We start from the raw sequence: 24,187 nt of genomic DNA, 5'->3' as shown, positions 1-24,187 counted from the left end.
GACCGCGGCGGTTACTGACAAACAATTCCTATCGCGGGGCTCCCGCCCGGCTGATCGCGTCGCGATTGCCGCAGGTGACCGCAAACAATAAACGGAGATTCCAATGGCTTCAGTTCTTTTTATCGGTCTCGGCAACATGGGCGGCCCCATGGCTACCAACCTCATCAAGGCCGGCCACGAGGTCACCGTGTTCGACCTTTCGGCCGAAGCCTGTGCGCAACTGCGCGCGGCCGGCGCCGGAGTCGCCGACTCCGCGGCGGAGGCAGCGCCCGGCAAGGATTACATCATCTCCATGCTGCCCGCCGGCAAGCATGTCGCCGGCACCTACCTCGGTGACAGCGGCCTGCTCGCCCTGCTCGACGCCGGCACCACCGTACTCGACTGCAGCACCATCGACGCGGCCACCGCCCGTGAGGTCGGCGAGGCCGCGGCAGAGGCGGGTATCGGCTTCATGGATTCGCCAGTCTCCGGCGGTGTCGCCGCGGCGGCCGCCGGCACCCTGGCCTTCATGTGTGGCGGCAGTGCGGAAACCTTCGAGAAGGCGAAACTGATTCTCGCCAACATGGGCAAGAACATCTTCCACGCCGGCCCCCCCGGCGCCGGGCAAGTGGCCAAGGGCTGCAACAACATGCTGCTCGCCATCCACATGCTGGGTACCTGCGAGGCCCTGGAGATGGGCGCGCGCAACGGCCTCGACCCGAAAGTGCTCTCCGAGATCATGCTCGCCAGTTCCGGTCGCAACTGGTCGCTGGAGGTCTACAACCCCTATCCGGGGGTCATGGAAAACGCTCCCGCCAGCAAGGGCTACCAGCCGGGCTTCATGATCGACCTGATGGCCAAGGATCTCGGCCTGGCGGGCGGTATCGCCGACGCCGCCGGTGTCGACAACCGCATGGGCAAACTCGCGCGGGCCATCTACGAAGGCCTGCAGGCGGACGGGCAGGGGCAGCGGGACTTTTCCGCGGCTCTGGAGCAGTACCAGAAGTAATCACCATTCGCTGTTGATCTGCTGATTGCCTGTTCATTCGCAGCGGCCTTGGTGCCGCTGCGTTGATTTGGGACGCGTCTTTTTTATTCCCATGAGTGGCGGCCTGGCGGCCTGGCGGCCTGGCGGCCTGGCGGCCGCTGCATTGGCGCCGGGTGGTGCACGTCTTTTGCTCCATTGCGGGCGCTTGCGGCGCGTTGGCCTTTGGGTGCCCGGAATTGCCGCGTGGCTGCGGGGTTTTGAATGGGTCTTGAGATTACATGTTACTGCAGTCCACGGTAGCTGGTGTGGTGGCATGGCGCATCGCGTTGCGGTGGCGGTTCCGCATGGGGATCGAGTTCGCACCGACGCCCTCCAAGTCCGCAAAAGACATGCACCACCCGACGCCAATGCGGGTGCCAAACGACAGCTGACGGAACTCCGGGCTGGCTTGCTCCTCGAAGCGGGTGAAATGCGAAGGCCTAAACCAAGCTTTAGTAAACCGCAAACAGCAAACCGCAAACCAGACCAGTGTGCGATTGCCCGGGTTCACTCCCGCCCGCAGGCCACGCAGCGGCCGCCAGGCCGCCCCACGACCTTCACGCACCCCAATGCCCCATAAACGGGGCAAAAGCACCTTCACGCCTGCATGCCAGGCGACAGTCCCCGGACCGCTGTGGGACACGCCAGCTTACCCCGGGGGATGACCTGTCGCCCAATCAGGCAGGTTTTTCCACCGACCGAATTTAATGCGTTTAAAGTCTTGCAATTCGATTTCAAAGCACTGAGTATATATACAGTACTTTCACAGTTGAGTTGGGGAACACGACAATGGATGCAAACAAGGAAAAAGCACTGGAAGCAGCACTGGCCCAGATCGAGCGCCAGTTCGGCAAGGGTACCGTCATGCGCATGGGCGACAAGGAACTCGAAGCCATACCCGCCATTTCCACCGGTTCGCTGGGCCTGGATATCGCCCTCGGTATCGGCGGCCTGCCGCGCGGCCGGATCTGTGAAATCTACGGGCCGGAATCCTCTGGTAAAACGACCCTGACCCTGCAGGTGATTGCCGAGGCGCAGAAGCTGGGTGGCACCGCCGCCTTCATTGACGCCGAGCATGCGCTCGACCCGAGCTACGCGGAAAAACTCGGCGTGCAAATGGACGACCTTATCGTCTCCCAGCCGGATACCGGCGAGCAGGCGCTGGAAGTCGCCGAGATGCTGGTGCGCTCCGGTGCGGTTGACGTGCTGGTAGTGGACTCGGTCGCCGCGTTGACGCCGAAGGCGGAAATCGAGGGTGAGATGGGTGATTCCCACGTTGGCCTGCAGGCGCGCCTGCTCAGCCAGGCCATGCGCAAGCTTACCGCCAGCATCAAGCAGACCAACTGCCTGGTGATTTTCATCAACCAGATCCGCATGAAGATCGGTGTGATGTTCGGCTCGCCGGAGACCACCACCGGTGGTAACGCCCTCAAGTTCTACTCCTCCGTACGCCTGGATATCCGTCGCATCGGTGCGGTGAAGGAAGGCGATGAGATCGTCGGGAACGAGACCCGGGTCAAGGTGGTCAAGAACAAGGTGTCACCGCCCTTCAAGCAGGCGGAATTCCAGATCATGTACGGCAAGGGTATCTACCACATGGGTGAAGTCATCGACTGGGGTGTGAAACTCAACCTCGTCGACAAGTCCGGCGCCTGGTATTCCTACAAGGGCGACAAGATCGGCCAGGGCAAGGCCAACGCCTCAAAGTTCCTGGATGACAATCCCGCTGTCGCCAGTGAAATCGAGAGCGCAATCCGCAGCCAGATGCTGAATGTGGATCCGCCGAGGCAGAAGTCCGATGTCGCGGCAGAGACGCCTGCCGAAGAGTAATTCCGGCTTCACCACTTTTATGAGACGCCGGGGTTCCACTATCCCCACTCTCTGCCCCGGCGTCTCTTTTCCTCATGCACAGACGATCATCAGATAATCCCGTCACCCTCGCCGATGTGCGTATTGCGGCAATGGATCTGCTCGCCCGCCGCGAGCAAAGCGCCAGGGAACTGCGCGAGAAGCTGGCGCGCAGGTTTGGCACAACCCCCCTGCTAGAAGAAGCTATAGAAGGTTTGCGCGCTGAGAACCTGCAGAGCGATGCCCGGTTTGCCGGCAGTTTTCTCCGGCAGCGCGTGTCGCGAGGCTATGGTCCCCTGCGTATCCGCCAGGAACTGCGCCAGCGTGGGATAGACAACGACACAATCGAGATCGTATTCGCCGAAGAGAATGTCGACTGGCGCGAACTGGCGATCTCCGCGCTGGAACGCAAGTTCGGTTTTCGCGGCAGCGAGTCCGTGCGGGAGGATGGTGACCTGCGTGAAAAGGCCCGTCGCATCCGCTTTCTGCAGTACCGCGGTTTCAGCCACGAACATTATTCTGAAGTGCTCTAGCGCCGAATGGGTCGTTGTTCGTACACCCTTGTTTGTGACAGCGCTGAAGGGGTGTTCCGGCAGGCAAAATACTTTTCGATCGCCTATCCTTTGACCAGGTCACAAAAGGGCAATAACAATGGCGAAACTTACCTTTCTTGGCGCGGCCCGTGAGGTTACCGGCTCCTGTCACCTGCTGCAGTCCCCCGCCACAGGGCGTGTTCTCCTCGACTGCGGTATGCACCAGGGAGGTGATGCAGTCAAACGCCTGCGCCAGGAGGAGTTTGAGTTTGACCCGGCGCGGATTGATACGGTGCTTCTCTCCCACGCGCACCTCGACCATTCGGGTTTGCTCCCCCGCCTGTATCGCGAAGGTTTTCGCGGCGAGATCCTGTGTACGGCGGCTACCTACGAATTGCTCGAGATTCTGCTGAAAGACGCGGTGGGGCTCTACCTTCGCGACCTCGAGCGAGAAAACCTGCGCAATGCCCGTCGCGGGCGGGAGCAGTCCGAGCCCCTGTACGGGCAACAGGACGTCGACGGAGTGCTGGGTCTGTGCCGGCCTGAGCCCTATGGCAAACACGTATCCATGGGCACCGCGGCCACTGTGATCTTCCATGACGCGGGTCATATCCTGGGATCCTCGATCGTCGAAGTACGCCTGAACGAGGAAGGCGCGGCCAAGACCCTGGTGTTTTCCGGAGACCTCGGCAAGCAGGATTCCGTGCTGATGAACCCGCCATGCCGGCTTCAGCACGCCGACGTATTGCTGGTGGAGAGCACCTATGGCGACCGCGAACACCGCAGCGAGGATAACTCCATCGAGCAACTGCGGGAAATTTTGCATGAGACCTGGAGCGCCGGCGGCAATGTGATGATTCCCGCCTTCGCTGTCGGTCGCACCCAGGATATTCTCTTCCACCTCGGCTGCCTGCTGCATCGCGGGGAACTCGACAACTGGCAGATATTCCTCGACAGCCCGATGGCGATAGCGGTGACCAAGGTGTATGACCGCTGGATAAAGCTGGACCACTGTGAGGAGGTGCGCGAACTCAGTGAACACCACCGGCAATCACTGGAACAGTTTCTGCCAACCTTGCAGCTGACCCGGGAAGTCGAGGAATCCATGGCCATCAACCGGGTCAAAAAAGGCGCGATCATCATAGCCGGCAGCGGGATGTGTACCGGCGGGCGCATTCGCCATCATTTCAAGCATCGCATCTGGGATTCCAGGAATACCATCCTGTTTGCCGGTTACCAGGCGCGGGGCACACTCGGTCGCCTGATCGTTGATGGCGCCAAACATATCCGCATGTTCGGCGACGAATATATCGTCAAGGCCCGGGTGGAGACCCTCGGCGGCCTGTCGGCCCATGCCGGGCAGAGTACGCTGGTCAACTGGATCGGCGAGTTCCAGCCGCCGCCGCGGGTCTATCTCGTGCACGGCGAGCCGGAAGCCCAGGACGTGCTGGCACAGCGCCTGTTACAGGAGCAGAACCTGCAGGTGGAAACACCGGACCAGGGCCACCAGACACACTTCTAGCCGCCCCGATACTTGCCCAGTGCCGGCGCCAGCCGGTCCAGGCCCTTGTAGTGGAGAAGTTCATCCGGCGTACTCCCGATGGTATCCAGCAGTGCCGGAAGCGCACCTTCGATCGCGTCGAGGGCTTCCAGCGGATGCAGGTAAACCCGGATGGTGAATACAATCGCCCCGCTTTCCGGCAGGCGCTTCAGGCTCTGCCGCTCGACCCGGTAATACAACTCCGTATCCGCCGCTGCCGGTGATTCCTCCCCGGGAAACTGGGCCAGCGCGTCTCCGGCCTGCAGGGACCAGTTGAATCGTACGAAGGGCGGCCCCGCGCGAAGCCCGGAAAAAAACCGCTCCACCCGCGGTGTTAGTCGCGCGTGGAAGCCGGGTATCGGGTCGTGGATGTCCCGCAGCGGAAGTCCGAATTTCTCTGCGAGGGACCAGTGGCTCGGGCTGCACAGGCTGGCTGCTGTGAGATGGTACTGTCCCGCACGCTCCTGCATCAGCACCAGGTCATCCGCAACCAACAGGGAGCAGTTCCAGAGGATTTCATCCGCCGCCAGGGGCGCATGGAAATCGCCGGGTAGGCAATGCAGCAGGTTGTCCTGAGCGCTGTAGTTAGCAGCCTGCTCGCCCAGCAGGTACTGGCGCAGTACCGCGGCCAGTTCCTGTTGCGCCGGCAGTGACTCCGGACTGGTACGGTAGACCGCGTCACCGCGTTCGCTGCGCAGTTGCAACTTGTGGCGATGGTAGCGGCCGATGTCGCTGTCCGTTTCGAACCACGGTGCATTCTCCGGCCGGGAGAGGCCCATGTGCAGGATTTCCCCGTCGGCGACATGGGGCAGGTAGCGAAGCCCGGTGCCAAACAGTTGCTGTGCCACGGCGACCCTAGCCGTTGTTTCCGCTGACGAACAACCGGGGTACTGCCAGTTGTACCGAGGTTTCCTGCTGGAAAGCCTGGTTGATCGACTCCCACAGCGCATCGCGGGTCGCCAGCCAGTCTGCGGTCGCTACCCAGCAATAGGCTACAACACCGACCTTTTCCGCTGAAATGCCGGTGATATAGACCATAGGTGGCGGCTCATCGAGGACCTTCGGATTGGTCTTCATCAATTGCGCCAATACCGCCCGGCCGCGGCGCAGGTCGCCGCCGGGTTGCAGTTCGACCTCCAGTGCAATCCGCCGCCGGGGCTGGTCCGTGAAATTGCGGATCGGCCCCGCCATCACCAGCGGGGTGGGCAGGTAGAGCGTCTGGCCGTCAAAGGTGCGCAGTACTACCTGGTAGGCGGTGACCGCTTCGACGATGCCGAGCTCACCGCGAATCTCCACCATGTGCCCGGGCATGAAGGGCACCCTGGGCAGGAAGGGCAACAGGAAGAACACAATGACCGCCCCGACAATTACCGCGAGAATGGCGATCGCGCCGAGTCCCTTGACCGGCAGGCCTACCCGTTCGGCGGCCAGCAGGACCGTGACGACAAGAATCAGTACGTAGAGCGCACCGAAAAACACTTTCATCACCCGGGCGAAGGTACCCTTGGGCTTGATGACTGAATGCAACAGGCGGTACAGGAGGTAGACCACGATCATGCCGCCGAACATCACCGCGACGATACTGGCAATCAGTGAGCCGTAATTGCCCACGCTGGCCAGAACATCGCTCACTGCCTGCATCATGCTGTTTCTCCTGCGCCTTGCCCTGTGCCGCGCCCAACTGGCAGCGGCTGGATGTTCGCACGGGGGCCCTGCCTGGGCTGCGTGCTGCCGGTCCGCCCGCGGGTCAGATTGCGGCGATCCACAGGGATGATAGCGGCAGTTACCCGGCTTGGATATTAATGTCCGCGATAGGCCAGGGCTTCGGCGAGGTGAGCGCTGTTGATGGTTGGGGCGCCTTCGAGGTCGGCGATGGTCCGCGTCACTCGCAGGATCCGGTGCAGGGCCCGGCCCGACAGGTGCAGTTCTTCCGCGGATTTTTCCAGCAGCAGGCGTGTATCGGCGTCCAGTACGCAGTAGTCGAAGAGCCGCTTCGGGGACAGTTGCGAATTCAGGCAGGACTGGCGTTCCAGCTGCCGCTGGCGGGACTGCGCGACGCGGCTGCGCACCGCCGAGGAGGGTTCGCCGGTACACGTGTTTTGCAGCAACAGGCCGGGCGCCACCCGCGGCACACTGACGTGCAGGTCGATACGGTCCAGCAGCGGCCCGGACAGCCTTCCCTGGTAGCGCTGGATCTGTTCCGGCGTGCAACGGCAGTGCCGCTGGCTGTCGCCCAGGTAACCGCAGGGGCAGGGATTCATGGCCGCCACCAGTTGGAAACCGGCGGGATAGCGCAACTTGTGGCGGGCCCGGGAGATGGTGACTTCGCCTGATTCCAGTGGCTCGCGCAGTGCTTCCAGACACATCCGGCTGAATTCCGGTAGCTCGTCCAGGAACAGCACGCCGCCGTGGGCCAGGGAGATTTCTCCGGGCCTCGGGTGGCTGCCGCCCCCGATCAGTGCGGCGGGGCTGGCGCTGTGGTGGGGCGCGCGAAACGGTCGCTGCAGGGTATCTTCAGGTGCTGTGCAGCCGTCGAAGTCGCGCAGCGCGAGTGCCACCAGGGACTCTTCGCGGCTGGGTGGCGGCAGGATACCGGGCAGGCGGCTGGCGAGCAGGGTCTTGCCGGTCCCCGGTGGACCCACCAGCAGGAGATTGTGGGCCCCGGCTGCGGCGATCTCCAGTGCCCGCCGCGCCGCGTGCTGGCCGACGACCTCACTGAGGTCGGGGTAGGAGGGGGTCGCCCTGGGGGGAGCGCGAGGTGGCTCGGGCAAAGCCTGGCTGCCGTTGAGGTGGGCGCACAGGGTCAGCAGGTCAGGTGCCGCGAGGACTGTAGCTTCGGGTATCCGGCAGGCATGCGCGGCACTGTCCCGGGGGATGACCAGGGTCCTGCCGCAGGCCGCCGCGGCCAGTGCGGCGCAGACCACGCCGGGCACCTGCTGCAGGCTGCCATCGAGCGCGAGTTCGCCGAGGAACTCGAGCTCTGCGAGTTGCGGCGCCTGCAACTGGCCCGAGGCAACCAGGATGCTGAGGGCGATCGGCAGGTCGAAACGGCCGCCCTCCTTGGGCAGGTCGGCGGGCGCGAGGTTGACGGTGATCCGCCGGTCGGGAAATTCAAACCAGGAGTTGAGGATGGCACTGCGTACGCGGTCCTTGCTCTCGCGTACGGCGGTGGCGGGCATACCGACGATATTGAATGCCGGCAGTCCGTTGGAGAGATGGGTTTCGACGCGCACCGGTGGCGCGCTGAGTCCGGAGATTGCGCGGCTGTGCAGTACAGAAAGTTCCATGGCTCGTCCGTGAGCGTAGCGCTGCGGTTAAATCAATCCCTGTCCGCGAGCTGATCGAGTTGCTTGCCCAGTGCCTCCAGTTCCGCTTCCAGCTCCTCGACCCGGGCCCGGGTGCGGCGCAGTACCTCGCTCTGGGCGTCAAATTCTTCCCGGCTGACAAGGTCGAGTTTGCCCAGTGCGGACTGGGCGAGGCTGCGCACGCCCTTGTCGACTTCGCCCTTGAGCCCGGATTCACTGGCCAGCTGGCTCATTTGCTGGAGTAAGTCCCAGGGAGCCGGAGGTGGTTTTACAGCCATTGCGAGGACCTGTCTGAACCTGTTCAAAAGCGGATTCTAGGGTATTTGCGCCGCCAGGCGAAGATCAGAAACGCCCGCTGCCGCAAACCCGCACGAGGGGGTACCTAGCCATGACTAATATAACGCGCCATTTTGGCGCACCAAAATGGTGATATATTCCATAGTGGTGCATGGGTGGTGCGTTAATGGTGCGCAAGAAATGTGCAGTTTATGAGTATTTATATCATAGGCTATTGATATTAAAGAAAATAAGGCCATCTGGCACATGCCCTGCACTTAGTCGGGCAGATTTGTATAGCGCGCATTCTGTGCCCACAAAGTAATTAGACGTTGCAATACATTTCTGACACCTGGTTCAACTCATGGAGAATGACAACATGTTGAAAAAAGCACTTCCCGCCGCCATCGCTACCGCATTGCTTGCTGGCGCCGCGGCTTCTGCACAAGCTGTTGAGATCAGCGGTAACGTCGCACTGACCACCGATTACAAATTCCGTGGTATTTCCCAGTCAGACGAATCCCCCGCCATCCAGGGCGGTTTCGATCTCGGCTTTGACAACGGTATCTACGTCGGCACCTGGGGCTCCTCTGTTGATTTCGACAGCAACGACGGTTTTGACGGCTCCCTCGAGCTGGACTACTACGTCGGCTGGGCGGTACCCATCAACGACAACATCGGCATCGACGTCGGCTATGTCTACTACGACTACCCCGGTGACGACGGCGCAGAAGGCGACTACCAGGAGATCTATGGCAGCCTGTCCCTGTGGGACTTCAGCCTGGGCCTGGCCTACTCCGACGATTACTACGGTGAGACTGGCAACTTCATGTACTACCAGGCCGGCTACAGCCTCGGCCTCGGCATGTTCACCGTCGATTTCCACGTTGGTTACAACGACCTGGACGAAGAGGGCTTCCTCTCTGACGGCGCTACCGACTACACCGATTACTCCATCGGCGTATCTGCTTCCTGGCTGGCCGTTGACTGGTCACTGGCCTGGGTAGGCACCGATCTGGACGACGAAGAAGTGTTCGGTACTGACTGGGGCGACGACACCGTCGTGTTCACCGTCTCCAAGAGCATGTAATCAACACTTAAGAACCTGACTACGGGCGCCGCGAGGCGCCCTGACGCTGACACCAGGAGAACTACATGAAACTGATAACGGCTATTGTGAAGCCCTTCAAGCTGGACGACGTGCGAGAAGCGCTGTCGGAGATCGGCGTACAGGGTATCACCGTAACTGAAGTAAAGGGTTTTGGTCGCCAGAAAGGGCACACCGAGCTGTACCGTGGTGCCGAATACGTCGTCGACTTCCTGCCCAAGGTAAAAATTGAGGTGGCAGTGGCTGACGGTTCTGTAGACCAGACCATCGAAGCGATTACCAAGGCCGCCAATACCGGCAAGATTGGTGACGGTAAGGTGTTCGTTTCACCGCTGGAGCAGGTGGTACGTATCCGCACTGGTGAGACTGGCGAAGACGCTATCTAAACCCTATACGACTGATTAGAGAGCTATTCCTATGGAAAACAATATTTTTGAACTCCAGTACGCCGTGGACACCTTTTATTTCCTGGTGACCGGTGCATTGGTGATGTGGATGGCAGCGGGCTTCGCAATGCTGGAGGCTGGTCTGGTCCGTGCCAAGAACACCACGGAAATTCTGCTGAAGAACATCTCCCTGTTTGCAGTGGCCTGTACCATGTACCTGATTTGCGGGTACGAATTCATGTATGGTGGCGGTTTCTTCCTGTCCGGCACCGACAGCGTCGCGTCCATGGGTGACGACGCAATCGCCGGTGTCCTGGCGGCCCAGGAAGCCTATCGCGCAGGCGCTGAAGACGCGTCCCTGCCTTACTCCAGTGCATCGGACTTCTTCTTCCAGGTCGTGTTCGTCGCGACTGCGATGTCGATCGTTTCCGGCGCCGTGGCCGAGCGTATGAAGCTCTGGGCCTTCCTGCTGTTCGCGGTCGTCATGACTGGCTTCATCTACCCGATGGAAGGCAGCTGGACCTGGGGTGGCAACGCCGTTCCCTTCATCGGTGAGCTGAGCTACAGCGACTATGCTGGTTCCGGTATCGTCCACCTGGCGGGTGCCGCTGCGGCGCTGGCGGGTGTGCTCCTGCTGGGCGCACGTAAAGGCAAATACGGTCCCGAAGGCCAGGTCAACGCCATCCCCGGCGCCAACCTGCCGCTGGCAACCCTCGGCACCTTCATTCTGTGGATGGGCTGGTTCGGCTTCAACGGTGGCTCCACCCTGCAGCTGTCCGGTATCGCGGTGGCCAACGAAGTGGCCAGCGTATTCCTGAACACCAATGCTGCTGCAGCTGGCGGCCTGCTCTCCGCCCTGATCGTGGCGCGCATCATGTTCGGCAAGGCCGACCTGACCATGGCCCTGAACGGCGCCCTGGCTGGCCTGGTAGCCATTACTGCAGAACCGGCCGATCCCTCGCCGCTGCTGGCGACCATCATCGGCGCTATCGGTGGTGTGATCGTGGTGTTCTCCATCGTGACCCTGGACAAGCTGAAAATCGACGATCCGGTCGGTGCCATCTCCGTGCACGGCGTGGTCGGTCTGTGGGGTATCTTCGCGGTACTGCTGTCCGACAGCGATGCGACCTTCATGGGTCAGCTGGTCGGCGCACTGGTCATCTTCGTCTGGGTATTCGTCACCAGCCTGATCGTCTGGGGCATTCTCAAGGCAGTCATGGGCATCCGTGTCGGCGAAGAGGAAGAGTACGAAGGGGTGGACGTTGCCGAGTGCGGCATGGAAGCCTACCCCGAGTTCACCGGGTCCAAAGGCAGCGGTATCTGAACCATCTTGCGGGCGCATTGTTAAATGCGTGTACTTGGGGGCCTTTTGGCCCCCTTTTTTTTCAGGCGATCAATTGTCGCAAACCAGGTGAATTTACTCTCCGTGGGTTTCCCCCTATGATGAGGGCGCCTCAAGCAAGGAGATCAATAAATGAAACTGGTTACCGCCATCATCAAACCCTTCAAACTGGATGACGTGCGCGCCGCGCTGTCCCAGATCGGTGTGCAGGGCATGTCCGTCACCGAGGTCAAGGGCTTTGGCCGCCAGAAGGGGCATACCGAGTTGTACCGAGGCGCTGAATACGTCGTGGATTTCCTGCCCAAGGTGAAGCTGGAAATAGCGCTCGCCGACGAGGATGTGGACAAGGTCATCGAGGCCATTACCGAGACCGCCAACAGTGGCAAGATCGGCGACGGCAAGATTTTCGTCATGCCTCTTGAGCAGGTCGTGCGTATCCGCACCGGCGAGACCGGTGAGAACGCCATCTAGCCGGGCTGGCCTGGCCGTTCGGGGCTGAACAGGCGCGGAATCGGGATTCAGGTTACGGCGTCGCGACTGTCGAGGCTGTCTATGGCCGCGGGAAGCTCGGTCAGTGAGGTGATTTCACGGTCTGCGCGCCGGCCGCCCGGCCAGTCTTCGCCCTGGGTGTTGATCCAGACCGTGTACATGCCCATGGCCCGGGCCCCGGCGATGTCGTGTTCGGGGTTGTCGCCCACATGTACTACTTCTTCCGCATTTACCCCGCTGGTTTCCAGCGCGGCCAGGAACATGTCCGGCGCCGGTTTGCTGGCGCCGACCTGTTCCGCCAGGAAGGCGAAATCGAAATACTCGGCGGCATCGGTCTTGAAGACGTCCGCGTTGCCGTTAGTCAGGGCGCCCAGGGTATAGCGCCCGGCGAGCGCCCTGAGAATGTCCAGGGCCTCCGCATACAGCTCAACCCGCTGGCGTTCCTCCAGGAAAATCGCAAAGGCCTGCTCGGAACCCGCCTGGGCCTCGCTGGTGGAGAAGCCCGCCGCCAGTTGCAATTCCAGTAACATCTGCCGGCGCATGGCGGAAACATCGTGCAACAGGCCCGGATGGCGGCGCCAGACTGACTGCTTGAATTCCCACAGGCGCTGGTGGTCGTAAGCGTCGATCGCGCCGGGGCGGTGTTGCAGCAACCACTCGCGCTGGGCCTGTTCCGCGCGCAACAGCACCGGGTCGACGTCCCACAGCGTGTTGTCCAGGTCGAAGGTGATGACCCGTATACCCATTACTTGCCGCCCTTGCGCCGGGCCCGCGGGTGGGCGCTGTCGTAGACTTTGGCCAGGTGCTGGAAGTCCAGGTGGGTGTAGATCTGGGTGGTGGAGATGTTTGCGTGCCCGAGCATTTCCTGCACTGCCCGCAGGTCGCCCGAGGATTCCAGCATGTGGCTGGCAAAGGAATGGCGCAGCATGTGGGGGTGTACATTCTGGTGCATCCCGGAGCGCAGGCCCTGGATGCGCAGGCGATCCTGCACACTGCGGCGGCTGATGCGCGCGCCGCGGTGGCTGAGGAACAGTGCCCGCGCCGCGTCGGGGTCATCCGCCGCGGGATTGCGCACCGCGAGCCAGTCATCGATAGCGCCCAGGGCGGTGCGGCCAACGGGTACCGTGCGGGTCTTGCGGCCCTTGCCGGTCACGGTCACCAACTGGGAGTGGCGGTCGAGGTCATCGATATTGATCGCCGTGAGCTCCGCCAGGCGCAACCCGGAGGAGTAGAAGAGTTCCGCAATCGCCCGGTCGCGCAGGGCGAGTGGGTCCTTGCGGTTGAATTCGAGATAGCGGTCCACCTGGTCCGCATCGAGGGTTTTCGGCAGCTTGCGCGGCTTGCGCGGCGCCTGGACCGCGGCTGCGGGATTGTGTTTCTCGCCCTCGCTGCGGCCCAGGTAATTGAACCAGGAACGGGCGGCTGACAGCGCGCGCTGGATGCTGGTCGCGGCGACGCCGCGCCGGTGCATCTGGCTCACCCAGCTGCGAATGTCAGCTTCGATGATGGCGCCGGGCCGGTCGCGGCCGAGTTGCTCACAGTGGGACTGCAGGGATTGCAGGTCCCGGCGGTAGCCCTCCCGGGTATGTGGCGAAACCTGGCGTACATCCCGCAGGTAGTCGAGAAAGGCGTCGCGGGATTGCTGCAGCGCCGGGGACATGTCAGTCGCAGCGCTGCAGCCTGGGCAGCAACCGTACGATGATATCGGCAAGGTGCGCCAGGAACAGGGTGCCGGTACTGGTGGTGTAGCGGTGTGGATCGGAACTGCCGACCGCGATCAGGCCCATTTCCTCGCCGTCCACCAGCGGCATCAGGGCCGCTGAGCCCACGCCTTCGGCGTTGGGAAAGAGGTAGCGCAGTTCCTCCTCGCGCAGCACCCCGCAGACCGGTTTGTGGCTGCGGATCAGGGCGCCGACCTCGATGCGCGCGCGCTCCAGGGTGTCCAGGCGGCATCCGTCGGCACCCGGCGGATCACCGAACAGGATCAGGCTGGCGTGCTCGACCTTGAAGTCATTTTTCATCGCCCGGTTGAAGGCGCCATTGAGGCCGGCGATGTCCCGGGCGTCTAGCATGGCCAGCACCGTGGCGCGGGTGTGGGCGTAGAGGCGATCGTTTTCCCGCGCGTTGGCGGTCAGGTGGCTGAGCCGGTGGCGCATTTCCACGTTGCGCTCGCGCAACACACTGACCTGTTTCTCCACCAGGGAGATGGCGCTACCGGAGGCGTGGGAGATGTGCAGGTGGTCGAGCATGTCCGGATTGCGCTGGAGAAAATCCGGGTTTTCCTTGAGGTACTCGCGCACGGTCTCTTCGTTCAGGCCTGACATCGCGTCAGTGGCCTGGGCCTGCTCGTTTCCTGCTGCCATCGTCCACTCCAATGGTGTGATGAGTGCTGGTTCGCAGCCCTCAGATTTTTATCGTCCCCTCGAAGACAAGGGCAGTGGGGCCGGTCATCTTCACCGATTGTCCTTCGCCTGCCCAGGATATGGAAAGCTTACCGCCCGGGAGGTGGACTGTCACGGTACCTTTGAGCCAACCGCGGGAAATACCGTGCACGACCGCGGCGCAGGCCCCGGTACCGCAGGCGAGGGTTTCCCCGGCGCCACGCTCGAACACCCGCAGGCGGATCTCACTCTCCGAGACCAGCTGCATGAATCCGGCATTGACCCGGCGCGGGAAGCGCGGGTGGTTCTCGATGAGCGGTCCCAGGCGCTGGATATCGACGGTATCGACATTGTCCACGGTCAGTACGGCGTGCGGATTGCCCATGGACAGGACGCCGAATTCCAGTGTGTCGTCGTTGATTTTCAGGGGATAGCTATCCGCGCGTTCCCCGGCCTGAAAGGGCACCCGGCCGGGTTCGAAAATCGGCACGCCCATGTCCACTTCGACCTGGTGGTTGTCGCGCACGCGCAGTTCAATCACCCCGGCGCTGGTTTCCACCGAGATCACCCGCTTGCGGGTGAGTTTTTTCTCACGCACAAAACGGGCGAAACAGCGTGCGCCGTTGCCGCACTGTTCCACTTCCTTGCCATCGGCATTGAAGATGCGGTAGCGGAAATCGACATCGGGACTGCCCGGCGGCTCGACGATCAGCACCTGGTCGCAGCCCACCCCGAGGTGACGGTCCGCGAGCTTGCGGATGTCCTGGGAGCGCAGTTTGCAGCGCTGGGTGACCAGGTCGATAACGACAAAGTCGTTGCCCGCCCCGTGCATTTTGGTGAATTTCAGCAACATGGTCGCGCTCAGTCGGGTAGCCGGTGTTCACCGCGCATGAGATCGGCGATGGTTTCGCGTTCGCGGGCACAGTGGATCGACGCGCCATCGACGATGATTTCCGGCGCGCGGGGGCGGCTGTTGTAATTGGAGCTCATGGTAAAGCCGTAGGCGCCGGCGCCGGACACCGCGAGCAGGTCGCCCGCTTCGAGTCGCAGTTGCCGCGCCTTGCCGAGGAAATCCCCGGTCTCGCACACCGGGCCGACCACGTCCCAGCTGGCGTCCTCGCTGCCGTCCCTGTGCCGGACCGGCTGGATATCCATCCACGCCTGGTACAGCGAGGGGCGCAGGAGGTCGTTCATGGCGGCGTCGACCAGGGCGAAATTGTGCGCCGGCGTGGGCTTCAGGTATTCCACCCGGGTTACCAGCAGGCCGGCGTTGGCGGCGATCGAGCGGCCCGGTTCGAACACCAGCTTGACCTGGCGCTCACCGAGTTCCCGGCGAATTGCCGCGATGTAATCGGCCACCGCAGGCGGGGTTTCATCCGCGTAGCGGACGCCGAGACCGCCGCCGAGATCGAGGTGCCGCAGTTCGATACCGTCCCCGGCGAGTTCGTCCACCAGGGCCAGCAGGCGGCGCAGGGCATCGATGAAGGGGCTGATCTCGGTGAGCTGGGAACCAATATGGCAGTCGATACCCACCACCGCGATGCTGTCCAGTTGCGCCGCCCGGCGGTAGACCTGGCGCGCCTCTTCCACGGTGACCCCGAACTTGTTTTCCTTGAGGCCAGTGGAAATGTAGGGGTGCGTTTTGGCGTCCACATCCGGGTTGACCCGCACCGACACCGGCGCAACCTTGCCCATTTCTGCTGCCACCGCGGCCAGCACTTCCAGTTCAGCAGCGGATTCGACGTTGAAGCAGGCAATGTCCTGTTCGAGGGCAAAGGCCATTTCCTCCGGACGCTTGCCGACACCGGAGAACACCACCTTTGCCGGGTCACCGCCGGCGGCGATGACGCGCTCCAACTCGCCGCGGGAAACGATGTCGAAACCGGCGCCCTGGCGGGCCAGGATATCCAGCACGGCCAGGTTGGAATTGGCCTTCACTGCATAGCAGACCAGGTGGTCGCAGCCGGCGAGCGCCGACTGGTATTCCGCCAGCGCGGTTTCCAGCGCCTTGCGGGAGTAGATGTAACAGGGTGTGCCAAAGCGTTCCACGATGGCTTCAACCGGCGTGTCCTCGGCGTAAAGTTCAGCGCCGCGATAACTAAAACAGTCCATGGTCGGGGTTCAATCCTGCTGGTCGGTAGTCTCGGGTGCGCCAACGTTCTCCACGTCGAGAGCTTCCGTGTTTTCGGCTTCCAGGGTTTCCAGGCTCGGCGTTTCCTCGCCCGGTACCTGTGCGCTGGGCGCCTCTCCCGGCATGTACAGTGCCCCGGTCTGGCCGCAACCGGCGAGCGGGATCAGAAGCATCAGTGGAATGAGCGTGCGCATGCGGGCTCCCGGAAATGACAAAGCGGCGATTATACCCGCCGGTAGTCAGCGGTGCGAGCAGCCCTTATGATCATCACCTTGTTAAGCAGGGGGTAGAATCGGTGAGTGACAACAGCACCTACGACGAGCGGGTGGAAGCGGTCTACACGGCCATCGAGGAGGCGCTGGACGCGCTGGACAGCGATCTCGATTACGAGACCGGAGGCGGCGTACTCAACGTGACCTTCGAGAACGGCACCAGCATGGTGTTCAGCCGCCAGCCGCCGGTACAGCAGTTGTGGCTGGCCACACGTTCCGGCGGTTACCACTTCGAGTTCGACGAGACCGCGGGCGACTGGCGCAACACCCGTGACGGCACACTGTTCCGCCCCTTCGTGGTGCTGGAAATGCAAACCCAGGGTGGCGTCGAGTTCCGCTGGCTATGAACGGGCGCGCGCGCGTACTGCTGGTCACGCTGGGGTGTATGGCGTGTCCGCTGGCGGCCGAACCCCTGTATGTCAGGGATCTGGGGCCGGTATCCGGCCTGTTTGGCCTGCCCGTGCAACGCGCTGCCCTGGTCCTCCCGGAAGGGCAGTTGGAACTGGGCCTTTTCGGCGCCATCGCCAGCCACTATATCGATGACGGACACGGCGGCGAGCGACTGCATCTCGACGGCGAGACAGACCGCCTGGCGCTAACGCTGCAATACGGCTTCTATCGCGACTGGGACCTGCGGCTGGAATTGCCGTGGCTGCGCCACAGCGGCGGCTTCCTCGACAGCAGCATTGATGGCTGGCACGACTTCTGGGGCATGAGCGACGGCGGGCGCTCCGTCGCGCCGCGCGATGAGTTGCTCTATGGCTACCAGGGGCAGGGCGGGTTTCTCCTCGAGGACGACGCTGCCGGCCCGGGTGATCCCACGCTGTCGGTCAGCCGACAGCTCATTGCCGGCGAAAATCTGGGCGCGCTGCTGTCACTGGGCTACAAATTCAGCCTGGCTGATGACGACGAATTTCTCGGCAGCGGCAGCGATGACATCTACCTGGCAGTGCAGGTGGATGGAGTGCTGGGGAGCGCGGGCATGCTCCACTGGTACGGCCAGGGGGGCTACCTCTACGCGGGAAACAGCGCCATGATCGAGCGCATCCAGCAGCGCGACCTGTGGTTTGCCGGCCTCGGCCTGGAGTGGCGGCTGGCTCCCGCCTGGGCACTCCTCGGGCAGCTCGATTCCCACGCGGCAGTCGCGGACAGCGAAATTCCCGCACTGGGTGACGACAGTGTGATGTTGAGTGGCGGGGTGCGCTGGCGACCAGCGCCTGATTGGGCGCTGGAGTTCAGTGTTGTTGAGGACATCCGGGTGGAAACTGCCCCCGACGTCACCTTCCAGCTGGGCCTGCGCTACCGGCCCGGCGGCGCTGCCGGCGGCAGCTCCCGGGACTAGCGTGCCTGCAGGCGCTGCCGCGCCCGCTCCGCCGCCGCCAGCACCTGTTGCGGCGCCGTGCCGCCGAGGTGATTGCGCGCGGCGACGCTGCCCTCCAGGGTCAGCACGTCGTAGACATCTTCGCCAATCAGGTCACTGAAACCGCGCAGCGTGTCGAGGTCCATTTCCGCGAGGTCGCAATCGTGCGCCACGCCGTGGCCCACTGCCTTGCCCACCACCTCGTGGGCGTCGCGGAAGGGCAGGCCCTTGCGCACCAGGTAGTCGGCGAGGTCGGTGGCGGTGGAGAACCCGCTGCGCGCCGCCTCGCGCATCTCCGCCTGGCGGGGCTGGATCGCCGGCACCATGTCGGCGAAGGCGCGCAGGCAGTCGAGCACGGTATCAACGGTGTCGAACAGCGGCTCCTTGTCTTCCTGGTTGTCCTTGTTGTAGGCCAGCGGCTGGCTTTTCATCAGGGTGAGCAGGGCGACGAGGTGCCCGTTGACCCGACCGACCTTGCCGCGCACCAGTTCCGGTACGTCGGGGTTTTTCTTCTGCGGCATGATGGAGGAACCGGTGCAGAAGCGATCCGGCAGGTCGATGAATTTGAATTGCGCGGAAGTCCAGATCACCAGTTCCTCCGACATCCGCGACAGGTGCGTCAGCAGCAGCGCGCCAAAGGCGCAGAATTCGATGGCGAAGTCGCGGTCGGAGACCGAGTCCAGGGAGTTTTCCGTCGGGCGCTCGAAATCCAGGGCCGCCGCGGTATGCGCCCGGTCGATCGGGTAGGTTGTGCCGGCCAGCGCCGCGGCGCCCAGCGGTGACTGGTTCATCCGCGCGCGGCAGTCGAGCAGGCGGCCGTGATCGCGTTCGAGCATTTCGTTCCAGGCCAGCAGGTGATGGCCGAAGGTCACCGGCTGCGCGGTCTGCAGGTGGGTGAAGCCGGGCATGATGGTGTCGCTGTGCTGTGCCGCCAGCGACACGACGCCGGATTGCAGGCGGGTGAGCTCGGTGCCGATGGCGTCGCAGGCGCCGCGCAGGTAGAGGCGGATGTCCGTCGCTACCTGGTCGTTGCGCGAGCGTCCGGTGTGCAGCTTCTTGCCGGTGATGCCGATCAGCTGGGTGAGGCGGGCCTCGATGTTCATGTGCACGTCTTCCAGTTCCACGGACCACTGGAATTCACCGCGCTCGATTTCACCGCGGACCTGGGCCAGGCCCTCCTCGATCTGCGCCAGCTCCTCGCCGCTGAGAACCCCGACCTTGCAGAGCATCGCCGCGTGGGCCAGGGAGCCGCGGATATCCTCCATTGCCATGCGCTGGTCAAAGGTCACGGATGCGGTGAAGCGCTGGACGAAACTGTCGGTAGCCTCGCTGAACCGGCCGCCCCAGAGTTTGCTGGTCTGCCCGTCTTTACTCATTTGAAATCCTGTTGTTGATCGCTGGCCGCTGGACGGTGACTTTTTGGGCTTGTCCGGGCCGGAAAGGGGTGCAAGTATATCAGCTATGTGGGCGCGGAAACGAATACATGGGGTCTCCGCATAAGGATAAACGGCGGGGCGGCGAGACTGCCACCGGCGACTTTTTCATTCCCGATCTGTGCGGTCCGCGGCCGGTGTTCATGCTGGTGCTGCTGTCCGAGCTGTTGGTGCTGGCCTATGTCCTGGCCGAGAGCGGCCTGCCCCGGTTCGACTGGGGCTTGCTCGCCACCACCTCGCTGATCGTGCAGTGGATCAGCCTGGGTAGCGCGATGGTGCTGTGTCTTGCACGGCGCAGTTTCAGCCGTTTTTCAGTGGCGCTGGTCACGGTCGCCAGCATGGCGGTGGTCGCCCTGGTGACCGCGCTGGTCAGCCTTGCCAGTATTCGCTGGCTGCCCTGGTTGCAGGGTTTCGGCCTGGGTGGCTGGTGGCTGCTGCGCAATATCCTGCTGGCCACGGTCTGCGCCGGTATAGCCCTCAGGTATTTCTATCTCCAGCAACAGCTGCGCCACCAGGAAAAACTGGAAATACAGTCCAGGCTGGATTCCCTGCGGGCGCGCATCCGCCCGCATTTCCTCTTCAATACCCTCAATACCATCGCCAGCCTGATTGACTCGCAGCCGGTGAAAGCGGAGCGCTCCGTGGAGGACCTTGCGGAGCTGTTTCGCGCCAGTCTCAAGGAGGCGGAGAGCGATACCACCGTGGCCGACGAATTGCGCCTGTGCCAGATCTACCTGGACATCGAGGAATTGCGCCTGGGCGAGCGCTTGCAGGTGGACTGGCAGGTGGAGGGCGATGTTGTCGATGCGCTGATGCCCAGCCTGCTCTTGCAGCCGCTGGTCGAAAACGCGGTCTATCACGGTGTCGCCCGGATTCCCGCGGGGGGCTGTATCCGTATTGCCCTGGCGCGCCAGGACGACCGGGTCCGGGTCGTTGTTGAGAACCCGGTCGCCGGAAATACTGATGGCGCCGCCGGCAACCGCATGGCCCTGGCAAATATCGCCGAACGCTTGCGCGCCACGTTTGGCGCCGACGCGGCTCTTCGGGCCGTGCGCGAGGACGACCGCTTTCGCGTGGAGCTCGAATATTCCCCGGTGGTGCGGCCGTGAAGATCCTGGTCGTCGACGACGAGCCCCTGGCGCGGCAGCGCCTCATCCGCCTGCTGGCGCGCCTGCGGCCGCAAGACCAGGCCATCGAAGCGCACGACGGGGAAGCCGCGCTGGCTGCGCTGCGGGATGCCGAGCCGGACCTGCTGTTGCTGGATATCCGCATGCCCGGTCTCGACGGCATCGAGGTCGCCGCGCGCAGTGCCGAACTGGCCGAGCCGCCGGCCATCATCTTCTGCACTGCCTACGACGAGTATGCGATGCAGGCCCTGGAAAACCACGCGGTAGCCTATCTGCTCAAACCGGTGCGCGAGGCGGAGCTGGAAAAAGCGCTGGCGGCGGCGGGGCGGGTGAATCGCCTGCAACTGGCCAGCCTGCGCAGCGACCAGGACAGCTGCCGCAGTGTGATCAGCTGCCATACCCATCGCGGCCTGGAAACCCTGCCGGTGGACCAGGTGCGCTGTTTCGTCGCCGAACAGAAATACGTCACTGCGATTTCCGACCGCGGCGAACTGTTACTTCCGGATACCCTCAAGGACCTCGAGGAAGAGTTCGGTGAGCGCTTCCTGCGCGTGCACCGCAATGCCCTGGTCGGGGTGGCCTTCGTGCGCGGGCTGGAGCGGACAGACGACGGCCAGTGGCGGGTACTGCTGGAGGGCACCGCTACCGCGCCGCTGGTGAGCCGGCGCTTGCTGACCCAGGTAAAGCGCCGGCTGGGACAGCGCTGAAGGCAGCCGCGTCGAGTGGTATGATGGCGCCGCTTTCGATTTGCAGGCCATCCGAGGACATCGCACATGCAGCAGCGCAAACTGGTTATCGCCACCCGGGAGAGCCCGCTGGCCCTGTGGCAGGCGGAATTCGTGCGCGATGCGTTGCAGCGGGCCCACCCCGGGCTGGCGGTGGAACTGCTGGGTATGACCTCGCGCGGCGACCAGTTGCTCGACGTCCCGCTGGCCAAGGTCGGCGGCAAGGGGCTGTTCGTCAAGGAACTGGAGACCGCACTGCTGGAGCACAGCGCGGATATCGCGGTGCATTCGATGAAAGACGTGCCCATGGAGTTTCCCCCGGGCCTGTGCCTCGGTGTGATCTGCGAGCGGGAAGACCCCACCGACGCCTTCGTCAGCAACCACTACGCCAGCCTCGCTGCAATGCCGGCGGGTGCCGTGGTGGGAACCTCCAGCCTGCGCCGCGAGTGCCAGTTGCGCGCCCGGCACCCGGACCTGCAGGTCAAGTTCCTGCGCGGCAACGTCAACACGCGCCTGCGCAAGCTCGACGACGGCGAGTACGACGCCATCATCCTGGCCAGTGCGGGCCTCAAGCGGCTTGGGCTGGAGTCGCGTATCGCGGCGCAAATCAGCCCGGAGGAATCCCTGCCCGCCGGTGGCCAGGGTGCCGTGGGTATAGAACTGCGCGAGGATGACCGCGAATTGCTGCAACTGCTGGCGCCCCTGCACCACGCACCGACGGCCACCCGGGTAACTGCCGAGCGGGCGATGAACCGGCGCTTGCAGGGCAGTTGCGAGGTGCCGATAGCCTGCTATGCCGAACTCCTGTCCAGTGGCGAACTGCGCCTGCGCGGCCTGGTGGGCCGCGCTGACGGCAGTGAAATCCTGCGCGCGGAAGCCACTGGTACGACCGCCGCAGCGGAGGAACTCGGTGTCCGCGTCGCCGAAGCACTGCTGGCCCAGGGGGCCGACGAAATTCTCGCGGCGCTCCATGGCAACTGAGCCCGGCGTACTGGTCACCCGTCCCGCGGGGCAGGCTGACGCATTGCTCGAGGCCCTGGCCGGGGCGGGCCTGCGCGCGGTGCACCAGCCGCTTCTCACCCTGGAGCCGCTGCCGGAGCTGGCGCCACAAGCGCGCCAGGCCGTGATCGACCTCGACCGCTACCAGCACGTCATTTTTGTCAGCGCCAACGCGGTGCACTTCGGTATGGAACTGATTGGCAACTACTGGCCGCAGTTACCGGTGGGGCTAGCCTGGTATGGCGTAGGTGTCACCACGGCTACCCTGTTGCGCGAGTTCGGCCTCGACCCCATCAGCCCGCCACTGCAGATGGACAGCGAGGGCCTGCTCGCGATGGAATCCCTGCAGCAGGTGGCGGGCGATCGCGTCCTTATCGTCAAGGGCATCGGCGGCCGCGGCAAGATAGCCGAAGTACTCGCGCAGCGCGGTGCCCAGGTGGACGAGTTACCCTGCTACCGGCGCTATTGCCCGACACTGGTGCCGGGGCAATTGGCCGCGACCCTGGGGCAGGAAAGTATCAATGTGGTATTGATCAGCAGCGGTGAAGGACTGGAGAACATGCTGTCGTTGCTTAGCGCTGCAGAAACCACTAAGTTTAGAGACATTGAGCTGATAGTGCCGTCACCGCGAGTGGCGGCGCTGGCGCAACAGGCGGGGTTTCCGCGGGTGATGACCGCGGACAACGCCTCCGATGCGGCGATGCTGGAAGCATTGCGGCGATGGCGAGCCGGAGACAAGTGAGTGAGTGACAAGGAAAATAACAGTGATCCTGACACACAAGCCGCCAGTGACAGCGCAGGCGCTGTCAGCCCGGCGGCGCAAAGCGAGACGCCGGCCCCGTCACCCACTGTCCCCGGCGCCACTGTGAGCGCTCCCGCTGCTGCCGCGCCTGCCCCTCAGGCAAAGCGTTCCGGGGGCTTTATCGGCTGGCTGGCACTGTTGCTGGCCGTCGCCCTCGGCGCCGCCGGGTCGTGGATCGTGATGCAGGGCCAGGCCCGGGAGCAGGTCCTGCAACAGCGGCTCACCAGCCTGGAAAACGCCGCGCAAACCGAGCGGCAGGACATTGCCGCGGCGGAGACCCGGTTGCAGGCATCGCTGCAGCAGTCGGTCGGCAAGCTGGAGAGTGCCGCCGCGGGGCGCGAAACCGCGATGAGTGGCTTTGCCCAGCGTCTCGAACAACAACAGCAGCTGCTGGACAGTTTCACCGCCAATGACAAGGACAGCTGGTTGCGCGCGGAGGCCCAGTACCTGCTCCGCCTGGCCAACCAGCGGGTGCTGATGGCACGCGACCCGCAATCCGCCGTTGCACTGCTGCAAAGTGCGGATAACATCCTGCGCGAACTGCAGGATCCCGGGCTGCACGGAGTGCGCGCCGCCGTGGCGGCGGAAATCGCCGCCCTGAATGCCGTACCCCGGGTCGATGTCGAGGGCATCTACCTGAGGCTCTCGGCGCTCATTGAGCAGGCCGGCAAACTGAAAATTTTCGAAGCGCCCGAGATAGTCCAGGGTTCTGCGGTCGAGCCCGCCGACGACTGGAAAGTTCGCCTGCGCCGGGGTTACGAACAGGCGGTGGAGAAGCTGTCGCAGTACATTGTCATCCGGCGTCGGGATGTCCCGATGCAGGCCCTGATGGACCCGCAGTGGGAAGGCCTGGTGCGGCAGAACCTGCGCATGCTGCTCGAACAGTCACAGGTCGCCCTGCTGAATGGCAACCAGGTGCTGTACCACGAGAGTCTCGAGCGCGCCCGCCACTGGGTGGCGCAATTCGCCGATACCGATGAAGCGGCTGCGGCGGCGATGGACCGGGAGATCAGTGTCCTGCAGCAGGAGGTCGTGGCGGTGGAGATGCCCGACCTGTCACGATCGGTGCGGGAACTGGATGGGGTCATTCGCCAGCTTCCCGCCGCGGCAGACGCGGAGTAATT

26 protein-coding genes are annotated in these 24,187 nt (G+C 63.5%); 15 read left to right on the top strand and 11 right to left on the bottom strand.

Annotated features, from left to right (window positions below; translation table 11 throughout):
* The first annotated feature begins 103 nt into the window (after positions 1-103).
* The 4 genes from mmsB (at position 104) to ACNKU3_RS10140 (ending at position 4,909) form a co-directional block, all read left to right on the top strand.
* A complete protein-coding gene (mmsB, locus tag ACNKU3_RS10155; RefSeq protein ID WP_418259344.1) occupies positions 104-988 on the top strand; it encodes a 3-hydroxyisobutyrate dehydrogenase in 885 nt (294 codons plus the stop codon).
* 807 nt (positions 989-1,795) lie between these two features.
* Positions 1,796-2,836, top strand: coding sequence for a recombinase RecA (recA, locus tag ACNKU3_RS10150; protein ID WP_418259343.1), 1,041 nt, complete (start codon positions 1,796-1,798; stop codon positions 2,834-2,836).
* Positions 2,837-2,910: 74 nt separating this feature from the next.
* Positions 2,911-3,387, top strand: a complete 477-nt coding sequence (locus ACNKU3_RS10145) for a regulatory protein RecX (RefSeq protein WP_418259342.1) — start codon at positions 2,911-2,913, stop codon at positions 3,385-3,387.
* Positions 3,388-3,505: 118 nt separating this feature from the next.
* The gene (locus ACNKU3_RS10140) at positions 3,506-4,909 is read left to right on the top strand and encodes an MBL fold metallo-hydrolase RNA specificity domain-containing protein (RefSeq protein WP_418259341.1); all 1,404 of its coding nucleotides are present in this window, start codon (positions 3,506-3,508) and stop codon (positions 4,907-4,909) included.
* Here ACNKU3_RS10140 and ACNKU3_RS10135 read toward each other — a convergent pair.
* From ACNKU3_RS10135 to ACNKU3_RS10120, 4 genes are all read right to left on the bottom strand, one after another.
* Positions 4,906-5,775 (bottom strand): heme-dependent oxidative N-demethylase family protein, encoded by an 870-nt coding sequence (locus ACNKU3_RS10135; protein WP_418259340.1) that lies wholly within the window; start codon positions 5,773-5,775, stop codon positions 4,906-4,908. The genes ACNKU3_RS10140 and ACNKU3_RS10135 overlap by 4 nt on opposite strands.
* 7 nt (positions 5,776-5,782) lie before the next feature.
* Entirely contained in the window at positions 5,783-6,571 is a 789-nt protein-coding gene (locus ACNKU3_RS10130; RefSeq protein WP_418259339.1) for a mechanosensitive ion channel family protein, read from the bottom strand.
* Between the two features lie 155 nt (positions 6,572-6,726).
* Positions 6,727-8,214 (bottom strand): YifB family Mg chelatase-like AAA ATPase, encoded by a 1,488-nt coding sequence (locus ACNKU3_RS10125; protein WP_418259338.1) that lies wholly within the window; start codon positions 8,212-8,214, stop codon positions 6,727-6,729.
* Positions 8,215-8,246: 32 nt separating this feature from the next.
* Entirely contained in the window at positions 8,247-8,510 is a 264-nt protein-coding gene (locus tag ACNKU3_RS10120) for an accessory factor UbiK family protein (protein WP_418259337.1), read from the bottom strand.
* A gap of 377 nt (positions 8,511-8,887) precedes the next feature.
* Between ACNKU3_RS10120 and ACNKU3_RS10115 the strand changes: the two genes are divergently transcribed.
* The 4 genes from ACNKU3_RS10115 to glnK (ACNKU3_RS10100) all read left to right on the top strand — a co-directional run bounded on the left by ACNKU3_RS10115 (position 8,888) and on the right by glnK (ACNKU3_RS10100) (position 11,815).
* On the top strand, positions 8,888-9,598 hold the full coding sequence (locus ACNKU3_RS10115; RefSeq protein ID WP_418259336.1) for a TorF family putative porin: 711 nt from the start codon (positions 8,888-8,890) through the stop codon (positions 9,596-9,598).
* A 65-nt stretch (positions 9,599-9,663) separates the two neighbouring features.
* Positions 9,664-10,002 carry a P-II family nitrogen regulator gene (glnK, locus tag ACNKU3_RS10110; protein WP_418259335.1) on the top strand — a complete coding sequence of 113 codons (339 nt, stop codon included), beginning with the start codon at positions 9,664-9,666 and terminating at the stop codon, positions 10,000-10,002.
* Positions 10,003-10,033: 31 nt separating this feature from the next.
* Positions 10,034-11,326: an ammonium transporter gene (locus tag ACNKU3_RS10105; protein WP_418259334.1), complete on the top strand. Its 1,293-nt coding sequence runs from the start codon at positions 10,034-10,036 to the stop codon at positions 11,324-11,326.
* 150 nt (positions 11,327-11,476) lie between these two features.
* Positions 11,477-11,815, top strand: a complete 339-nt coding sequence (gene glnK / locus ACNKU3_RS10100; protein WP_418259333.1) for a P-II family nitrogen regulator — start codon at positions 11,477-11,479, stop codon at positions 11,813-11,815.
* 47 nt (positions 11,816-11,862) lie between these two features.
* On the opposite strand, the gene ACNKU3_RS10095 is transcribed toward glnK (ACNKU3_RS10100), so the two are convergent.
* The 6 genes from ACNKU3_RS10095 to lptM are packed head-to-tail and all read right to left on the bottom strand — an operon-like array spanning position 11,863 to position 16,539.
* Positions 11,863-12,579 carry an HAD family hydrolase gene (locus tag ACNKU3_RS10095; protein WP_418259332.1) on the bottom strand — a complete coding sequence of 239 codons (717 nt, stop codon included), beginning with the start codon at positions 12,577-12,579 and terminating at the stop codon, positions 11,863-11,865.
* Positions 12,579-13,493, bottom strand: a complete 915-nt coding sequence (xerC, locus tag ACNKU3_RS10090; RefSeq protein WP_418259330.1) for a tyrosine recombinase XerC — start codon at positions 13,491-13,493, stop codon at positions 12,579-12,581. The genes ACNKU3_RS10095 and xerC overlap by 1 nt, the downstream gene beginning before the upstream one ends.
* Position 13,494: 1 nt before the next feature.
* Complete coding sequence (locus ACNKU3_RS10085) at positions 13,495-14,196, bottom strand: DUF484 family protein (protein ID WP_418259329.1); 702 nt, start codon at positions 14,194-14,196, stop codon at positions 13,495-13,497.
* A gap of 40 nt (positions 14,197-14,236) precedes the next feature.
* Positions 14,237-15,067, bottom strand: a complete 831-nt coding sequence (gene dapF / locus ACNKU3_RS10080) for a diaminopimelate epimerase (protein WP_418259328.1) — start codon at positions 15,065-15,067, stop codon at positions 14,237-14,239.
* 8 nt (positions 15,068-15,075) lie between these two features.
* A complete protein-coding gene (gene lysA / locus ACNKU3_RS10075; protein WP_418259327.1) occupies positions 15,076-16,326 on the bottom strand; it encodes a diaminopimelate decarboxylase in 1,251 nt (416 codons plus the stop codon).
* A gap of 9 nt (positions 16,327-16,335) precedes the next feature.
* A complete protein-coding gene (gene lptM / locus ACNKU3_RS10070; RefSeq protein WP_418259326.1) occupies positions 16,336-16,539 on the bottom strand; it encodes an LPS translocon maturation chaperone LptM in 204 nt (67 codons plus the stop codon).
* Between the two features lie 101 nt (positions 16,540-16,640).
* Between lptM and cyaY the strand changes: the two genes are divergently transcribed.
* Together cyaY and ACNKU3_RS10060 are read left to right on the top strand one after the other, a co-directional pair.
* The gene (gene cyaY / locus ACNKU3_RS10065) at positions 16,641-16,964 is read left to right on the top strand and encodes an iron donor protein CyaY (RefSeq protein WP_418259325.1); all 324 of its coding nucleotides are present in this window, start codon (positions 16,641-16,643) and stop codon (positions 16,962-16,964) included.
* Entirely contained in the window at positions 16,961-17,959 is a 999-nt protein-coding gene (locus ACNKU3_RS10060; RefSeq protein WP_418259324.1) for a DUF3187 family protein, read from the top strand. Before cyaY ends, ACNKU3_RS10060 begins: the two co-directional genes overlap by 4 nt.
* Here ACNKU3_RS10060 and argH read toward each other — a convergent pair.
* A complete protein-coding gene (gene argH / locus ACNKU3_RS10055; RefSeq protein ID WP_418259322.1) occupies positions 17,956-19,353 on the bottom strand; it encodes an argininosuccinate lyase in 1,398 nt (465 codons plus the stop codon). The genes ACNKU3_RS10060 and argH overlap by 4 nt on opposite strands.
* A 107-nt stretch (positions 19,354-19,460) precedes the next feature.
* Between argH and ACNKU3_RS10050 the strand changes: the two genes are divergently transcribed.
* From ACNKU3_RS10050 to ACNKU3_RS10030, 5 genes are all read left to right on the top strand, one after another.
* The gene (locus ACNKU3_RS10050) at positions 19,461-20,519 is read left to right on the top strand and encodes a sensor histidine kinase (protein ID WP_418259321.1); all 1,059 of its coding nucleotides are present in this window, start codon (positions 19,461-19,463) and stop codon (positions 20,517-20,519) included.
* Entirely contained in the window at positions 20,516-21,244 is a 729-nt protein-coding gene (locus tag ACNKU3_RS10045; protein WP_418259320.1) for a LytR/AlgR family response regulator transcription factor, read from the top strand. The genes ACNKU3_RS10050 and ACNKU3_RS10045 overlap by 4 nt, the downstream gene beginning before the upstream one ends.
* Before the next feature lie 66 nt (positions 21,245-21,310).
* Positions 21,311-22,243 (top strand): hydroxymethylbilane synthase, encoded by a 933-nt coding sequence (hemC, locus tag ACNKU3_RS10040; protein WP_418259319.1) that lies wholly within the window; start codon positions 21,311-21,313, stop codon positions 22,241-22,243.
* Positions 22,233-23,003 (top strand): uroporphyrinogen-III synthase, encoded by a 771-nt coding sequence (locus ACNKU3_RS10035; protein WP_418259318.1) that lies wholly within the window; start codon positions 22,233-22,235, stop codon positions 23,001-23,003. The genes hemC and ACNKU3_RS10035 overlap by 11 nt, the downstream gene beginning before the upstream one ends.
* A complete protein-coding gene (locus ACNKU3_RS10030; RefSeq protein WP_418259317.1) occupies positions 23,004-24,185 on the top strand; it encodes a uroporphyrinogen-III C-methyltransferase in 1,182 nt (393 codons plus the stop codon).
* Positions 24,186-24,187 lie beyond the last annotated feature (2 nt).

Source organism: Haliea sp. E17, assembly GCF_048323675.1.
Lineage (GTDB): Bacteria > Pseudomonadota > Gammaproteobacteria > Pseudomonadales > Halieaceae > Mangrovimicrobium.
This window is presented reverse-complemented; position numbering and strand designations above follow the sequence as displayed.

Coding starts and splice junctions, on each gene's coding strand:
- mmsB (WP_418259344.1), top strand. CDS start 104: ATGGCTTCAGTTCTTTTTATCGGTCTCGGCAACATGGGCGGCCCCATG.
- recA (WP_418259343.1), top strand. CDS start 1,796: ATGGATGCAAACAAGGAAAAAGCACTGGAAGCAGCACTGGCCCAGATC.
- ACNKU3_RS10145 (WP_418259342.1), top strand. CDS start 2,911: ATGCACAGACGATCATCAGATAATCCCGTCACCCTCGCCGATGTGCGT.
- ACNKU3_RS10140 (WP_418259341.1), top strand. CDS start 3,506: ATGGCGAAACTTACCTTTCTTGGCGCGGCCCGTGAGGTTACCGGCTCC.
- ACNKU3_RS10130 (WP_418259339.1), bottom strand. CDS start 6,571: ATGATGCAGGCAGTGAGCGATGTTCTGGCCAGCGTGGGCAATTACGGC.
- ACNKU3_RS10125 (WP_418259338.1), bottom strand. CDS start 8,214: ATGGAACTTTCTGTACTGCACAGCCGCGCAATCTCCGGACTCAGCGCG.
- ACNKU3_RS10120 (WP_418259337.1), bottom strand. CDS start 8,510: ATGGCTGTAAAACCACCTCCGGCTCCCTGGGACTTACTCCAGCAAATG.
- ACNKU3_RS10115 (WP_418259336.1), top strand. CDS start 8,888: ATGTTGAAAAAAGCACTTCCCGCCGCCATCGCTACCGCATTGCTTGCT.
- glnK (WP_418259335.1), top strand. CDS start 9,664: ATGAAACTGATAACGGCTATTGTGAAGCCCTTCAAGCTGGACGACGTG.
- ACNKU3_RS10105 (WP_418259334.1), top strand. CDS start 10,034: ATGGAAAACAATATTTTTGAACTCCAGTACGCCGTGGACACCTTTTAT.
- glnK (WP_418259333.1), top strand. CDS start 11,477: ATGAAACTGGTTACCGCCATCATCAAACCCTTCAAACTGGATGACGTG.
- ACNKU3_RS10095 (WP_418259332.1), bottom strand. CDS start 12,579: ATGGGTATACGGGTCATCACCTTCGACCTGGACAACACGCTGTGGGAC.
- xerC (WP_418259330.1), bottom strand. CDS start 13,493: ATGTCCCCGGCGCTGCAGCAATCCCGCGACGCCTTTCTCGACTACCTG.
- ACNKU3_RS10085 (WP_418259329.1), bottom strand. CDS start 14,196: ATGGCAGCAGGAAACGAGCAGGCCCAGGCCACTGACGCGATGTCAGGC.
- dapF (WP_418259328.1), bottom strand. CDS start 15,067: ATGTTGCTGAAATTCACCAAAATGCACGGGGCGGGCAACGACTTTGTC.
- lysA (WP_418259327.1), bottom strand. CDS start 16,326: ATGGACTGTTTTAGTTATCGCGGCGCTGAACTTTACGCCGAGGACACG.
- lptM (WP_418259326.1), bottom strand. CDS start 16,539: ATGCGCACGCTCATTCCACTGATGCTTCTGATCCCGCTCGCCGGTTGC.
- ACNKU3_RS10060 (WP_418259324.1), top strand. CDS start 16,961: ATGAACGGGCGCGCGCGCGTACTGCTGGTCACGCTGGGGTGTATGGCG.
- argH (WP_418259322.1), bottom strand. CDS start 19,353: ATGAGTAAAGACGGGCAGACCAGCAAACTCTGGGGCGGCCGGTTCAGC.
- ACNKU3_RS10050 (WP_418259321.1), top strand. CDS start 19,461: ATGGGGTCTCCGCATAAGGATAAACGGCGGGGCGGCGAGACTGCCACC.
- hemC (WP_418259319.1), top strand. CDS start 21,311: ATGCAGCAGCGCAAACTGGTTATCGCCACCCGGGAGAGCCCGCTGGCC.
- ACNKU3_RS10035 (WP_418259318.1), top strand. CDS start 22,233: ATGGCAACTGAGCCCGGCGTACTGGTCACCCGTCCCGCGGGGCAGGCT.